We start from the raw sequence: 13872 nt of genomic DNA, 5'->3' as shown, positions 1-13872 counted from the left end.
GGCATCTATGCTGGTCGCCTTGGACGAACGCGCAAAAATGTTCTCACTTGAATAGGAGGTGAACCGCTGATGGGCGTAGTTAAGGGCGCAATCTCAATCAAAGATAATATGTCGGCGGTACTCCGCAGTATCAAGCAGGAGCAGAGCGCCTTCCGGCGTGATGTGCAGCGGACGCGCCGGGAGCTGGAGTCCACCTGGGATCGGCGGCGCACAGCCCGGCTTGACGCAACGGCGGCAAACCGGGCTGCGCAGCAGCTGCGGCAGCGGTTGGAGCCGCTGCGTAAGAAAATCGTCACCGCCGTGGCCATCAAGGATATGGTCAGCGATAAAATCAAGGCGGTGGGCAATAAGGTAAAAGCAGTCGGCAAGATGATCGCAACGCCGATTGTCAAGCTGAAGGACGGCGTGACCGCCGGGATCTCCAAAATCAAGAGCCAGCTGACGAGCCTGGCAAAGACGGTGGCCATTCCAGTGACGCTGGCGGGCACCGTGGTCTTGGGCGGGGCCATCAGCCAGGGGGCCGCGCTGGAACAGAGCATCGGCGGCGTGGAGACCCTGTTCAAGGACAACGCCGGGGTGGTAAAGGCAAACGCTGATGCGGCCTTCCGCACGGCGGGCCTCTCCGCCAACGCCTACATGGAGCAGGTGACCAGCTTCTCCGCCTCGCTGATCAGCAGCCTGAGCGGTGACACGGCAAAGGCGGCCACGGTCGCGGACATGGCCATGATCGACATGGCGGACAACGCCAACAAGTTCGGCACAGATATGGAGTCCATCCAGAACGCCTACCAGGGCTTCGCCAAGCAGAACTACACCATGTTGGACAACCTGAAGCTGGGCTACGGCGGCACCAAGGAAGAGATGCAGAGACTGCTGTCGGACGCGCAGAAGCTCACCGGCACCAAGTACGACATCGACAACCTGGCCGATGTGTATAACGCCATCCATGCCATTCAGGAGAACCTGGGAGTGACGGGGACGACGGCCAAGGAAGCCAGCGAGACCTTCAGCGGCTCCTTCTCAGCGATGAAGGCCGCCGCACAGAACCTGCTGGGCAACATGGCCATTGGCGGGGATGTGACCGGCTCCATGAAAGAGCTGGTGTCCACCGCCTCCACATTCCTGCTGGACAATGCCATTCCCATGGTGGGCCGCGTCATCACCTCCCTGCCGGAGGCCATCCAGACCGGCTTGCAGACTGCCGCACCTAAAATTAAGAGCCTGGGGGCTGGGATCGTCAAAAGCCTGCGGGATGGCATCGTCAGTTTCCTGCCTGCCGGTATGGGCGGCATTGTGGACGATCTGTTCAGCGCCATCGGGGACTTCAAGAGCGGGTTTGCAGCCATGCAGCCGCAGCTGGCCAGCTTCGGTGCATCCGTCAAGGCCACCCTGCAGCAGGTGAGTGTGGCGGTCATGCCTGCCATTACCAGCATTATACAAACTGTGCAGACTGTTATTCCCACGGTGCTGCCTGTGATCCAGACAGTGGTGGGCACCATCGGCCAGGTGATCAGCGCGGCGGCTCCGGTCATCGCGGGGCTGGTGCAGGGCATCGGGACGGTCATCTCCACGCTGGCCCCCGTGTTCCAGGTCATCTTCGACGGCATCGGCCAGAAGGTCGGCTCCGTGCTGTCCTTCATCGGCAGCAAGATGGGCTGGATCCAAGAAATCATCGGCACGGTGATGCCGGTGGTGGCAGACATCCTGACCTCCGCATGGTCGGTTATCTCCCCGATTATCGACATCGCTATCAGCGTGTTTAAAGTTCTTTTCAATGTGGTGCAAACGGTCTTTAATGGCATTGCCAGCGTCATCAGCAGTGTGTGGGACAAGGTGAAACCCATTGTTGAGGGCATCGGCAACGGCCTGAGCTGGATCGCGGACAAGGTCGGCGGCCTGTTCGGGTTCGGCGGTGGCGGAGGTGGCGACACAGGCTCCAATGCGGAAGGAACCAACAACTGGCGCGGCGGCCCCACCTGGGTAGGTGAGCAGGGGCCAGAGCTGATCGACCTACCCCGTGGAACGCGGATTCTGCCCAACAAGGAGAGTGTGCAGCTGGCCAGCAGTCTGCAGAAGACGCGGGCGGCCACGGCAGCACAGAATACCACTCCCGTCCCAGCTAACGCTCCCATCCGCCAGGGCGGATCTTCCACCCCAGCCGCATCGGTCATCCGGCTCACCCTTGCGAAGCTGGCAGACACCATCGTGGTGCGGGAGGAGGCCGACATCGACAAGATCGGCGAGAAGGTCGCCAAGGAAGTGGTGCTGGCCGTGAAGAACATGGTGCCGGTGCCCGCATAAGGAGGTGGCCGCTTGAAGCAGCGCATCATTGAATTGAGCTACAACAACCATGAGGAGATGTTCAATCTCCCCATCAATCCCTCGGAATTTGAGTTCTCCGAGGCGCAGAACAACCAGAAGATCACCTTGCTGAATATCGGCGAGGTGAACCTGATCGGACACCGGGGCCTGGTAACAGGCTCCCTGTCCAGCTTTTTCCCAGCCCTATCGTCCCCGCTGGCCCGCTACGCTGACCGGGAGCCGATGGAGTATATCCGTCTGCTGGAGAAGTGGAAAACCAGCACACAGCCCATCCGCGTCATCATCAGCGACTGCGACTTCAATCTGGCCATGAGCATCGACAAACTGACCAAGAAGCACCGGGAAGGTGACCGGGATGTGTACTACACACTGGAGCTGTCTGAATACCGCTTCCTGAATGTTCCGGCAGTACAAGTAGAAGCCCAGCAGCAGAGCGATACCAGCGGCCTGAACAGCCGCCCCAATACACAGACGGTCCCCAGAAGCTGCACGGTGGTGTCCGGGGACTGCCTGTGGAACATCGCCAAGAAATACTACGGCGACGGCTCCCAATATACGAAAATCTATGAGGCCAACAAGGGGACGATAGGGAGCAATCCCAACCTGATTAAGCCTGGCCAGAAGCTGGTGATCCCATGAGCTATGAACTGAACGCCGGAGGAAAGCAGCTGGCCGAGGTCATTGAGAAAGTCACCTGGAGCGGCGACAGCAAACAGGTGGCCAGGAAATTGGTATTCACGGTGGCCAACAAGGACAGTGACCGCTTCCTCCCAAAGGTGAATATCAACGAGGGCGATCAGGTGCAATTCCTGGAGGACGGGAAGCTGCTCTTCAGCGGCCCTGTCTTTGACATCGAGAAGTCCGGCAGCGGGAATGTGGTGACCTACACCGCCTTCGACCTGATGTTCTATGTCACAAAGTCCGACATCAACCGGGTGTTCGACAACGAGACCCCGGAGGCTATCACAAGCTGGATCTGCTCCCACTTGGGGATCCCCTTCGGCGCGGCAGCGTCTACGGGGATCCCCGTTTATATGCCCTGGCTGGGCAAGAAGGCGTATGACGGCATTATGGCGGCCTACACAGCCGCCAGCCGGAAGAACGGCAAGAAATACATCCCCCTGATCAAAAATGCCACACAGCTCTATGTAATTGAAAGGGGGGCGCTCTGCGGGGTGGTGCTGGACGGCTCCTATAACCTGACAGAAGCCAACTACAAGACCAGCCTGCAGAACATGGTTGACCGGGTGCTGATCACGGATAAGGACGGCAACCAGATCGGCGTGGTGGAGGATACCGCGGCGCAGCAGAAATACGGCGTGGTGCAGACGGTCTATAAGCAGGAGGACGGCAAGGACGCACAGACCGAGGCCAAGGCCCTTCTGCAGACGCTGGAGCAGACCGGCAGCGTCACCGGCTGCCAGGGTGACAGCCGGGCGGTCAGCGGCTATGCGCTGATCGTCCAGGAAACCACCACCGGGCTGTTCGGCAAGTTCTACATTGAAAGCGACACCCACACCTTCACGGACGGTAAGCATGAGATGGCCCTGACCCTGGCCTTCTCCAATATGATGGACGAAAAAGAGATTGAAAACCAATCCCAAGGATAGGAGGCAAGAGATATGTCAAGATGGGCGGTGGAGATGGCCGAGGCCCTGCGCGGCGACGGCTCCGGGGGAGCAGACGGCAGCTGGCGGTTTGCAACCGTCAACACCGCCAGCCCGCTGACCATTAAGGCGCATGACCAGGTGATCTCCAAATACCTCTACAAAAGCGCCTCCCTTTCCCTCCAGGCCGGGGATGAGGTGCTGGTATATGAAACTGGCGTCGCTTTTTATATCATCGCAAAGGTGGTGCCGGTATGAGCATTTTTCCTTTTATCAGCCCGGAAATACTGGAAAGCGGGCAAGCCAGCGAGCTGCCTATGTTCCGGGAGTACGCATACGACTTTGAAAACAACCGCCTGCTGCTCCGGGATGGGAATACCTACCTGGTGGAGGGCAACGAGGCGCTGCGGATCTGGATCTTCAAGGCGCTGTCCACAGAACGGTTCCGCTATACCGCCTACGACAGCGCCTTTGGAAGCGAGATCCACACTCTGATCGGCAGTACCCTGCACTCGGAGATCGTAACCTCGGAGCTGAAGCGGTTTATCATTGAGGCTTTGATGGTAAACCCCTATATTTCAGAATTGAGCAATTTCCAATTTACCCGCACAAAAAGTGGGATTCAGGTCGAATTTGACTGCACCACAATTTATGGGGCGATGACCGTTGAGTGGGATGCCAAGGAGGTGAGAGCGGCATGAGCGACACAACGATAGACTTCAGCACGGACGCCATCCTTCAGCGCATGAGGGACGGCCTGGAGAACCCGGCCAACAAACTGGAGGGCGGCTTCTGCATGGATAACCTGCAGGCCGTGGCCGAAGAGATGGCCCGCATGGACGCAATGGAGGTGCAGCCCATCCCCGACCACGTGCTGTTGGATACCGCCGAGGGTGAGTACCTTGACCGGAAGGCCCTGGACTACAACGAGACCCGGAACCCCGCCGCAGCGTCGGTGGGCAATCTGCTCTTTACCGGGGAAGCAGGCACGACCATCCCGATGGGCACCGAGGTTCTATATGGTACACTGGCCTTTGAAACTACAGCTACAGCGCAGATCAGCGCCGAGGGACAATGCGAGGTGGGGGCTAAATGTCAGACGGCGGGAACCGTGGGCAACGTGGGCATCGGCACCATCACAGCCCTGCGCACAGCTATTTCCGGCGTGACCTCCGTTACCAATACCGCACCCTTCGGCGGTGGTGCGGAGGCTGAGGGGGATGACTCCTTCCGCAGCCGGGTGCTGGAGAAGATCCGGAGGCCCATCACCAGCGGGAACCGGAACCATTTCATTTATTGGGCAAAACAGGTGTCCGGCGTTGGCGGGGCCAAGTGCCTGGGCGCTGAAGTGTGCGGAGCTGGCAAGGTAAAGGTGATCATCCTTTCCGATAAGTATGGTGCGCCGGACGGAGTGATCCTGAAAAATGTGGAGGCCCACATTGAAGAGGAGCGCCAAATCGGAGCGGAGGTGACCGTGGTGGCCGCCACCCCCAAGGCCGCCACCGTGGTGGTCACAGTCAAGGTGGCCAGCGGGTACAACATCACCGACATCCGCCAAAATGTCCAGACGGCGCTGCAGAGCTACATCGACAGCGTAAACCGGGAGGACTTTGATACGGCTCCCGTCCGGGGCGATGAAAACCGGAAGAGCAGTATCAGCTATTACCGGATCGGCGACCTTATCTTCGGCGTGGACGGAGTGGCGGATATTATCAGCTATACCCTGAATGGGGAGATTTCTTCCCTCACATCCGACTATGAGGAGTTTTTCACGCTGGAGGAGGTGGAAATCAGTGCCGATCAATGATGCCTTCATGCTTCCCAAGCGGGTGCGGACAATGGAGCAGATGGCAGACCTGCTCCAAACAGAGCAGACGGAGCTGACGCAGACGCAGCGCACCATCGCCGCGCTGGAGCAGCAGTTGAACATCAGCACCAGCACTTTCCTGCTTCCCCGGCACGAGCGCCTGTTTGAGCTTCCAGTCAATACCACAGAGAGCCTGGAGGCACGGCGGGCCAAGGTGCTGGCAAAGCTGAACACGCGGGGCACCACCACCGTGGAGGCAATCCGGGAGATGGTGTCGATTGTTACGGGGAGCGAGGGCGCGGTGGTGGAGCATTTCAGCCAGTATGCCTTTACCGTCATCGTTTATATGCTGTTTGAAGGCGTTTTTCCAGATCTGCCTGAGCTGATCCGGCAGATCGATGAAATCAAACCGGCCCACCTGATTTTCGATATTGTGGGTGCATTCCAGCCCACCGGCATGGAGAACCGGAACGAGGTATCCCTGTACCGGCTGAAGATCCTCTCCCGCTTCGCCAATACCAGAGGCCAGCGGGTGGTGCGGTTTGATGGAGAGGCTGACTTTGACGGCAGCATCCCGTTCAACCAGTCTTTCAGCGGGATTACCTTCCCGGCCATGGCTATCTGCACCAGCTTCCCTGTCCGGGAAGAGATCAACGGCACCCTGACCATGAATAACTGGTATGCCTTCGATGGAGCTGCCGCCTTTGACGGCTCCCGGAAATTCAATGCCCAAATCATGCAGGAGGAGTTTTAGATGAATGAAAACAGTGTAATCACCAAAACGCGCCGCAGAAAGCTCTGCATGGCGGCCAGCGACCCGGAAAAGCCGCTGGCCGTCATTACCCATGTGGCCTTCGGGAACGGCGGTGTAAATGGGAGCGGAGAGCCGCTTGTACCCCTGGAAACACAGACGGCCCTCAACAGCGAACTCGCCCGCTATGAGGTGGAGAGCGTGACCTACCCGGCTGAAACCACCGCCCGCTATGCGGTAACCATTCCCAAGGACGCACTGGTGGGCGAGGAGATCAGCGAGGCAGCGCTGGTGGACAGCGATGGGGATGTGGTGGCCATCAAGACCATGTACCCCAAGAAGAAGGATGAAGATGTCAGCTTCACCTTTGAGTTTGACGATGAATTTTAACCTGGAGGTGACAGCTCATGGCAGAAGAGTTTTACACAGTCCCGGAAAGCCCGGAGTATAATGCGGCGGCTATCCGTAAGATCCAGGACACCGACCCGGTGCGGGCCAGCACGATTGTCAACCCCGTGGTGCAGCAGATGATCAACAATACCCATGCGGTGAAGAAGCAGGCCGACCAAAACGGCCAGTCCGCCGCTGCTGCAGCGGAAGCAGCGGAAGCTGCGGATGAAAAGGCCACGGAAGCACTGGAAGCAGCGCACAACGCGGCACAGGTGGCAGACCAGGCAGGGACAGACGCTTCCAATGCTCTGACTGCTGCGGATGCCGCTCTGGAAGCCATCACGAAGCTGGCCCATACCATTGATGCGGTTCCTACTCAAAACGGCAGTTTGACCTATACGGGCGGCGAACAAAGCCCTAACTGGAACAGCTATAACCCGGAAACCCTGACCATTGGCGGCACAACCAAAGGCACCAACGCAGGCAACTATGTCGCCACCTTTACTCCGAAAGAGGGATACACTTGGGGCGATGGCACCAACACCACAAAGGAAGTCACTTGGACGATAGGCCGAGCCACCATTGCCAAGGCCCCCTCGCAGAGCGGGAGCCTGACCTACACTGGGGAGTCGCAGACCCCCACTTGGAATGACTACAACACCGCCCAACTGACCATTGGTGGAGAGACATCGGCCACCAATGCGGGCAGCCACTCGGCAACCTTTACCCCAACCAGCAACTATCAATGGAGCGACAGCAGCGTTACAGCCCGGAGCGTGGAGTGGCAGATCCAGCGGGCATCCATTACCACAACTCCGGTGCAAAGCGGCAGCCTGACTTATAGTGGATTGGCGCAAAGCCCCAGCTGGAGCAACTATGACAGCGCACAGCTGACCATCGGCGGCACAACCAGCGGTACTAATGCTGGCAATTATAACGCCACCTTTACGCCCACCAGCAATTATCAGTGGAGTGACGGCGGCATCGGAGCCAAGACAGTTATATGGAAAATCGGAAAGGCGGCAGGCAGCCTGTCCCTGAATAAGAGCAATATCACTCTGAACAAGAGCACTTCGTCCACCACCATCACGGTTACCAGGGCGGGCGATGGGGCAATCTCTGCCATCTCCAATGCCACCGGCGTTGCCACGGTGTCGGTTTCCGGCAATACGGTTACCGTGACAGGCAAAGCCTATGGCAGCGCCACCATTACAGTCAAGGTGGCAGAGGGCACAAATCACACGGCCCCCGCAAACAAGACCTGTGCCGTGCAGGTGAACCTGTTCAATGCTACGCTGAACTCCAATACCTGGGCGGCGATCCGGGCGGCCAGCGATGCGGATGAGGGTGCGAACTACTGGAGCGTGGGTGATACCAAGAGCATCACCATCAACGGGCAGGTGGGCAATTTCACCTTCTCCAACCTTTCCATCAGCCCCTTTATCCTGGGCTTCAACCACAATTCCTCCAAGGAGGGGACGCACCGGATCCACTGGCAGCTCGGCAAGATCGGCGGGACGATGGTGGGCCTTTGCGATAACCAATATAACAGTAGCGTGAGTGGGGCTGGCTACTTCCACATGAATGACAGTAACACCAATGTCGGCGGATGGAAGGACTCCAGCATGAGAAAAACCCTGCTGGGCAATAGCAAAACGCCGACCAGCCCGCTGGCCAATAGCCTGATGGCCGCGCTGCCCTCCGATCTCCGGGCTGTTATGAAGTCGGTGACGAAGTACACCGACAATGTCGGCAACGCCACAGGAAGTGTGGCAGGCAATGTTACAGCGACCACGGACTATCTGTTCCTTCTTGCGGAATTTGAGGTGTTTGGATCCCGGTACTATGCGAATGACTACGAGAGGAACAGTCAGCTCCAATATGATTACTACAAAGCGAGTAACAGCAGAGTCGCTTATAAGCACAACGCTACCGGGACAGCGGTTTGGTGGTGGCTGCGCTCCCCTTATTACACCAACTATAACGGTTTCTGCCTTGTCACCACCGGCGGCGGCAGCAACACTAGCCACGCCTACTACTCGGCGGCGTTGCTGCCCGGCTTTGCTACCTAATCCTCCGCAGAGCTATCCGACCACATCCCGCCCCCGAAAGGGGGCGGCCCTCCGGGAGGAGCAGCTGGCCGGGGCCACGCCAAAAAAGATGTCGGCGCGAAGCGCCGACGCGATTTTTTGAAAAATGGCCTATGACCGGCATTGCTTTTATGCTATACTTTTAGACGGATCCCAGCGAATGGGGGTGAAAGGATGTCGGTTCTAAAAGCCCAGCGGAGCGTCAGCAAGATGGAGTTTGTGAACTGCGCAGGCGAAATCTACGATGAGACCATCAATTTCTTAACGAGGCTGTCCGCCCGGTATGCGCGGCTCGTTGCAGAGCCAATCGCAAAGCTGGCCGGAGAGGTCGAGGATCATGCGGAGAAGGCGAACAGCATTTACCCTTCGGATGATCAGCGGCGGAGCCTCCGCAAGGCCCACCTCCTGGAGGCGCGGGCCTCCCTCATGGCGCTGGATACCCGGCTCTCCAAGTGTTACCGGATCATGAACCTGAACCCGGAGGGGTGCTTTACTACCTCCACCGGACGCCAGGTGGAGTCCGGGAAGGCACAGGAGAAGCTGGACAAAATGGCACAACGGTTAGGCGACTTGATTGACCGGGAGAACGAACTCCTAAAAGGCCAGATCAAGAAGTTCTGACCTGTGTGGGTGTATCTCTGTTAATTCCGCTCAGCGGTTTGGTGGTGGCTGCGCTCCCCTAATTACAACAACAATAACAATTTCTGCAATGTCAACACCGGCGGCGGCAACAACAATAACAACGCCTACTACTCGGCGGCGTTGCTGCCCGGATTTTACAGGTACACGGTCAAATGGAGTAACCGGAAGGTGAAAGACGACCGATGTAAAAGGAGAGATACTTCCCAGGGGGAAACCCCTGAAACTGCCCTCTGACGGCCACGCACGGACGCTGCTTGCATGGCGGGCGATTGCGCTGACCCCGTTTCATGTGCTGGGCCAAAGTAGTTTAGAGGCGCACCTACAACTTAACTATGCGGAGGGCGAATACTTTTTATGACCAGTGAGGAGCGCCGTGAGGCGCGATACCAGCGTCGCCGAGCAAGGCGGCAGGAGAAGCGGGCGGCTCGTTGTGCTGCCCTGGGAACCATCGACCAGGTGTTCAGCTACCGGAAGATGTTCTTCTACGGGCGGCGCTGCTGCAATGGCGTCCGCTGGAAGCAGAGCGTACAGAACTTTGAGAACCACCTGTTTTCAGGGACTGCCCGCCGCAGGCGGGAGATCCTGTCCGGCACTTGGAAGCCGGGGAAATGCGTCCATTTTACGCTGTGTGAGCGCGGAAAGGTGCGGCCCATCGATGCGCCGCACATCACAGACCGGCAAGTCCACAAGACCCTCTGCAGCGAGGTATTGATCCCGCTGTATAACCCCAGCATGATCTTCGATAACGGGGCCAGCCAACGGAATAAAGGGTTGCATTGGCATTTCCAACGGCTGAAGGAGCATCTGCACTGGCATTATCGCCGGTATGGACGCACCGGAGCCATGGGCCTCGTAGATCTCAAAGCATTCTTCCCAGGCGCACCCCGCCAGGCTCTTTACCAGAGGCACCAGCTGCTGATCCCCGACCCGGCCCTCCGCCGAGTGGCGGATACTGTGGTGGATTACGCCCCCAGCACTGCACCGGGCCGGGGGATGCCGCTGGGCGTTGAGCCATCCCAGCAGGAGATGGTGGCCCTCCCAAGCGCCGTGGATAATTGGCTGAAGTGTCAGGTGGGTGTCCACTGCGCCGGGCACTACATGGATGACTATTACATCATCATGCCCGATGTGGAGCAGCTGAAAGCTGTGATCCGGGAGATGGTGCGGCGGTTTGAGACTATGGGGATCCGGGTGAACAAGCGTAAGTGCAAGATCATCCCCCTGACAAAGTCTTTCCGCTGGTGCAAGGCCCGGTTTACACTGACGGAGACTGGCAAGGTTAAGGTCAATGGCAGCCGGGACGGGATCAAACGAGCCAGACGAAAGCTGAAGCTGTTTCACCAGGAATTTATGGCTGGGAAGCGGCCCTTTTCAGAGGTGGAGCAGTACATGGAGTGCCAGAGCGCATATTACCGCAACTTCAACGACCACGGACGGCTGCTCCGCTTGCGGCGGCTTTATCATGCGATCTTTTTTGGAGGTGCAAAATGTATAAAATCATAAAGGATGGAACAACCATCGGCTTGACCGAGTTCCTCACCTATATTAAGCAGCATGATAATGGCTGCTTCATTCTTTGCCCGGAGCCGGAGGCTTCGGGCATTGCCTTTGACGGAAAGGTTTATCACTTGCTGGGGCGAGAGGCTCTGAAAGGGGTATCCACCATTATGTTGGAGGAAGTTGATGCGGGTAGTGAGATCACCAAAGCTAAGGAAACGAATGGTATTGTGTTTGTGACGCTTGCTGAGGCAGGAAGTATCGATGATGCTACAGCGGCTGAACACGCTGATCTGTTTGCAGAGTGGGCCTACCCGGTGGCCTACAAGGTGGGACAGATCAGGAGGTATAATGGTGCGCTTTATAAGTGTGTTCAGGATCATACCTCACAGGCTGAATGGACACCAGACACAGCTTCCAGCTTGTGGGCAGGCACATCCGATCCCGCAGAGGAATGGCCAGCCTGGAGCCAGCCTGTGGGCGCACATGACGCTTATAGTTCGGGAGCGAAGGTAAGTCACAATGGGAAGCACTGGATCAGCAGCGTGGATAATAATGTGTGGGAACCCGGTGTGTATGGATGGACGGAGCAGGAGGAATAAGTGTGGTAGAACACAGCAGTTATATTGCAAGGAAACGCGCCCGCTTCAGTGCCTTCGGTATCCCGATAAATATCCCGTGGGGCACTCATTTGACGGCGCAGGAGGGCTTTATCTACCTGGGAGAGCAGCCGCTCTGCACTGTCACCAGCCAGATTGCTTTCGATTATTTCACCCAGGATGATGATGGAAAGGGCCAGGAGCGGGGAGTCTTGCTGGAGTCTATTATTGCCCGTCTGCGCCCTAAGAATGAGCGAGATGATTGTCAGCGCCGTTGGGACTGCGTGTGGGGCGATCCGCTGTGCCAAAAGTACAGAAGGCCGGAGCATGAGGATTTCTGGCTCTGGAACTATGAGTTTTTCAATGCGCCGGTGGAGGATTTGCGGCATATCGCCAATCTGATCGGCGCGAAGTGATATGAAAAAGGCTGCTCATGGAGCGGCCTTTTTATATTGCCTACGGAAAGGGGGTGGGGCCTATGCCCTGCTGAATATCCGCCCAAAGGAGGTTCCTGCCGCTCCTTTGGGCGGGCTTTTTTGTCCCTTTAAATCGCATTTGAGAACCTATTTTATTCGAGGAGGATTACACTATGTTTGACATCACCGTGATTATTGAGGCCGTCTTTGCACTGCTGGCGGCCATCATCACCGCCATTGTTATCCCCTATATCAAGAGCAAGACCACGGCCTCCCAGCAGGCTGAGATCAATGCCTGGGTGAAGATCGCCGTCACCGCTGCCGAGCAGATCTACACCGGCTCCGGCAGGGGCGAGGAGAAGAAAGCCTATGTGCTGAACTGGCTCCAGGAGCATGGCATTACCGTTGATGCTGAAAAGCTGGATGCGCTGATTGAGGCCGCCGTATATGATCTGACAAACAATGGCTTGATCGCCATCGAGCAGGGTGTCGTTGTGGGGGAGGATGATGGCCATGAGGCCGGTTGAGAGACTGCTGGCCACTGCCAGGGCTGAGATTGGCTACATCGAGAAGGATACCAACGCCCAGCTCGATGACAAGACGGCCAACGCTGGGGACGGGAACTGGAACAAGTACGCTCGTGACCTGGATGCCTTGGGCGTGGTCTACAACGGCAAGAAGAATGGCTATGCCTGGTGTGACATCTTCACCGACTGGTGCTTCATCCAGACCTTCGGCCTGGAGCTGGGCCTGAAGCTGCTCTGTCAGGCTAAGAAAGGTGTGGGAGCCGGGTGTTCAGGCTCCGCCAACTACTACAAGCAGAAGGGCCAGTTTCACACCAGCGGCCCACAGCCCGGCGACCAGATCTTCTTCACAAATGACGGCGGCAAGACCATGTATCATACCGGCATCGTAGAGAAGGTGGCTGGAGGCCGGGTTTACACCATTGAGGGCAATACCAGTTCCGCAGCGGGTGTCGTGGAGAACGGCGGCTGTGTCCGAGACAAGAGCTATGCCCTGACCTACAGCAAGATTGGCGGTTATGGCCGCCCCGACTTTTCCATCGTACCAGAGGAGGATGACGATATGGATCAGAACAAGTTCAATGAGATGTTCAAGGTCGCTATGACCGCGCACCAGAAGGAGCTGCAGGATAATGACTGCGGCGAGTGGAGCCGGGAGGCCAGGGAGTGGGCTATCCGTGTGGGCCTGTTCGCCGGTAACGGCACCACTGCAGATGGCCAGCCTAACTATATGTGGGCCAGCCCTCTGACCCGCGAGCAGGCCGCTCAGCTCTTCTACCGCTTCGCCCAGGATCATGGGCTGGCGTGATGAGCGGCGGGAAACGCCTCGCCGGGAGTAAAACGGCGAAAAAGCCAGACCTCTCCCAATTCTCCAAGTGGATGATTGCCGACATTCGCCCACTATTGTGGGTAGTAACAGTAGGTGGCCTTTTACTGGCCGCCTACTGTATCCGCGTCGGCTACACCGGCTCTTTGCCATGGATCTCCGCCATGGTGGGGCTTCCCTGGACAGCCCACGGTGTGGTATGCAGTTTCTATCTCAATATGGCGAAATCAGATCACACCGAAGGTGGAATCACATTTGAAAAAGCCAAAGCAAACGGCTTCCAGGAAACCGAACCCATAGGCAGCACAGATAGCCCTGCAATCTAAAGCCCTGCAGCCCCAAGCTGCAGGGCTGTTCCATAGCTCATCCGAGGATTGTGCCCCTTTAATAATTGAAAAGGA

Annotated in this window: 16 protein-coding genes and 1 pseudogene; all 17 read left to right on the top strand. The window is 57.6% G+C overall.

Going from position 1 to position 13872, the window contains the following annotated elements:
• Window positions 1–69: 69 nt before the first annotated feature.
• Entirely contained in the window at window positions 70–2301 is a 2232-nt protein-coding gene (locus ACSAMP_RS02440) for a phage tail protein (RefSeq protein WP_457799390.1), read from the top strand.
• Window positions 2302–2313: 12 nt separating this feature from the next.
• Complete coding sequence (locus ACSAMP_RS02435; RefSeq protein ID WP_008982850.1) at window positions 2314–2961, top strand: LysM peptidoglycan-binding domain-containing protein; 648 nt, start codon at window positions 2314–2316, stop codon at window positions 2959–2961.
• Entirely contained in the window at window positions 2958–3932 is a 975-nt protein-coding gene (locus tag ACSAMP_RS02430; RefSeq protein ID WP_008982849.1) for an XkdQ/YqbQ family protein, read from the top strand. Before ACSAMP_RS02435 ends, ACSAMP_RS02430 begins: the two co-directional genes overlap by 4 nt.
• Window positions 3933–3944: 12 nt before the next feature.
• On the top strand, window positions 3945–4187 hold the full coding sequence (locus ACSAMP_RS02425) for a hypothetical protein (protein WP_008982848.1): 243 nt from the start codon (window positions 3945–3947) through the stop codon (window positions 4185–4187).
• Window positions 4184–4630 carry a DUF2634 domain-containing protein gene (locus ACSAMP_RS02420; RefSeq protein WP_008982847.1) on the top strand — a complete coding sequence of 149 codons (447 nt, stop codon included), beginning with the start codon at window positions 4184–4186 and terminating at the stop codon, window positions 4628–4630. The genes ACSAMP_RS02425 and ACSAMP_RS02420 overlap by 4 nt, the downstream gene beginning before the upstream one ends.
• Entirely contained in the window at window positions 4627–5736 is a 1110-nt protein-coding gene (locus tag ACSAMP_RS02415) for a baseplate J/gp47 family protein (protein ID WP_008982846.1), read from the top strand. Before ACSAMP_RS02420 ends, ACSAMP_RS02415 begins: the two co-directional genes overlap by 4 nt.
• The gene (locus ACSAMP_RS02410; protein ID WP_444003096.1) at window positions 5723–6490 is read left to right on the top strand and encodes a putative phage tail protein; all 768 of its coding nucleotides are present in this window, start codon (window positions 5723–5725) and stop codon (window positions 6488–6490) included. Before ACSAMP_RS02415 ends, ACSAMP_RS02410 begins: the two co-directional genes overlap by 14 nt.
• Window positions 6491–6877 (top strand): phage tail-collar fiber domain-containing protein, encoded by a 387-nt coding sequence (locus ACSAMP_RS02405; protein WP_008982844.1) that lies wholly within the window; start codon window positions 6491–6493, stop codon window positions 6875–6877.
• Between the two features lie 17 nt (window positions 6878–6894).
• A complete protein-coding gene (locus ACSAMP_RS02400) occupies window positions 6895–8949 on the top strand; it encodes a DUF6273 domain-containing protein (RefSeq protein WP_457799389.1) in 2055 nt (684 codons plus the stop codon).
• Between the two features lie 192 nt (window positions 8950–9141).
• On the top strand, window positions 9142–9588 hold the full coding sequence (locus ACSAMP_RS02395) for a hypothetical protein (RefSeq protein ID WP_008982842.1): 447 nt from the start codon (window positions 9142–9144) through the stop codon (window positions 9586–9588).
• 42 nt (window positions 9589–9630) lie between these two features.
• Window positions 9631–9843 (top strand): annotated as a pseudogene (locus ACSAMP_RS02390) (hypothetical protein); the annotation flags it as partial.
• A gap of 120 nt (window positions 9844–9963) precedes the next feature.
• Complete coding sequence (locus ACSAMP_RS02385) at window positions 9964–11112, top strand: reverse transcriptase domain-containing protein (protein ID WP_457799388.1); 1149 nt, start codon at window positions 9964–9966, stop codon at window positions 11110–11112.
• Window positions 11097–11708 carry a carbohydrate-binding protein gene (locus ACSAMP_RS02380; protein WP_457799387.1) on the top strand — a complete coding sequence of 204 codons (612 nt, stop codon included), beginning with the start codon at window positions 11097–11099 and terminating at the stop codon, window positions 11706–11708. Before ACSAMP_RS02385 ends, ACSAMP_RS02380 begins: the two co-directional genes overlap by 16 nt.
• A gap of 2 nt (window positions 11709–11710) precedes the next feature.
• Entirely contained in the window at window positions 11711–12121 is a 411-nt protein-coding gene (locus ACSAMP_RS02375) for a hypothetical protein (protein ID WP_020990058.1), read from the top strand.
• A 173-nt stretch (window positions 12122–12294) separates the two neighbouring features.
• Complete coding sequence (locus tag ACSAMP_RS02370) at window positions 12295–12648, top strand: phage holin, LLH family (protein WP_008982837.1); 354 nt, start codon at window positions 12295–12297, stop codon at window positions 12646–12648.
• Window positions 12635–13453, top strand: a complete 819-nt coding sequence (locus tag ACSAMP_RS02365; RefSeq protein ID WP_008982836.1) for a CHAP domain-containing protein — start codon at window positions 12635–12637, stop codon at window positions 13451–13453. Before ACSAMP_RS02370 ends, ACSAMP_RS02365 begins: the two co-directional genes overlap by 14 nt.
• Complete coding sequence (locus tag ACSAMP_RS02360) at window positions 13453–13797, top strand: hypothetical protein (protein ID WP_008982835.1); 345 nt, start codon at window positions 13453–13455, stop codon at window positions 13795–13797. The genes ACSAMP_RS02365 and ACSAMP_RS02360 overlap by 1 nt, the downstream gene beginning before the upstream one ends.
• Window positions 13798–13872 lie beyond the last annotated feature (75 nt).

The sequence above is a fragment of the Flintibacter sp. SJQ-8 genome (assembly GCF_054108085.1).
This window is presented reverse-complemented; position numbering and strand designations above follow the sequence as displayed.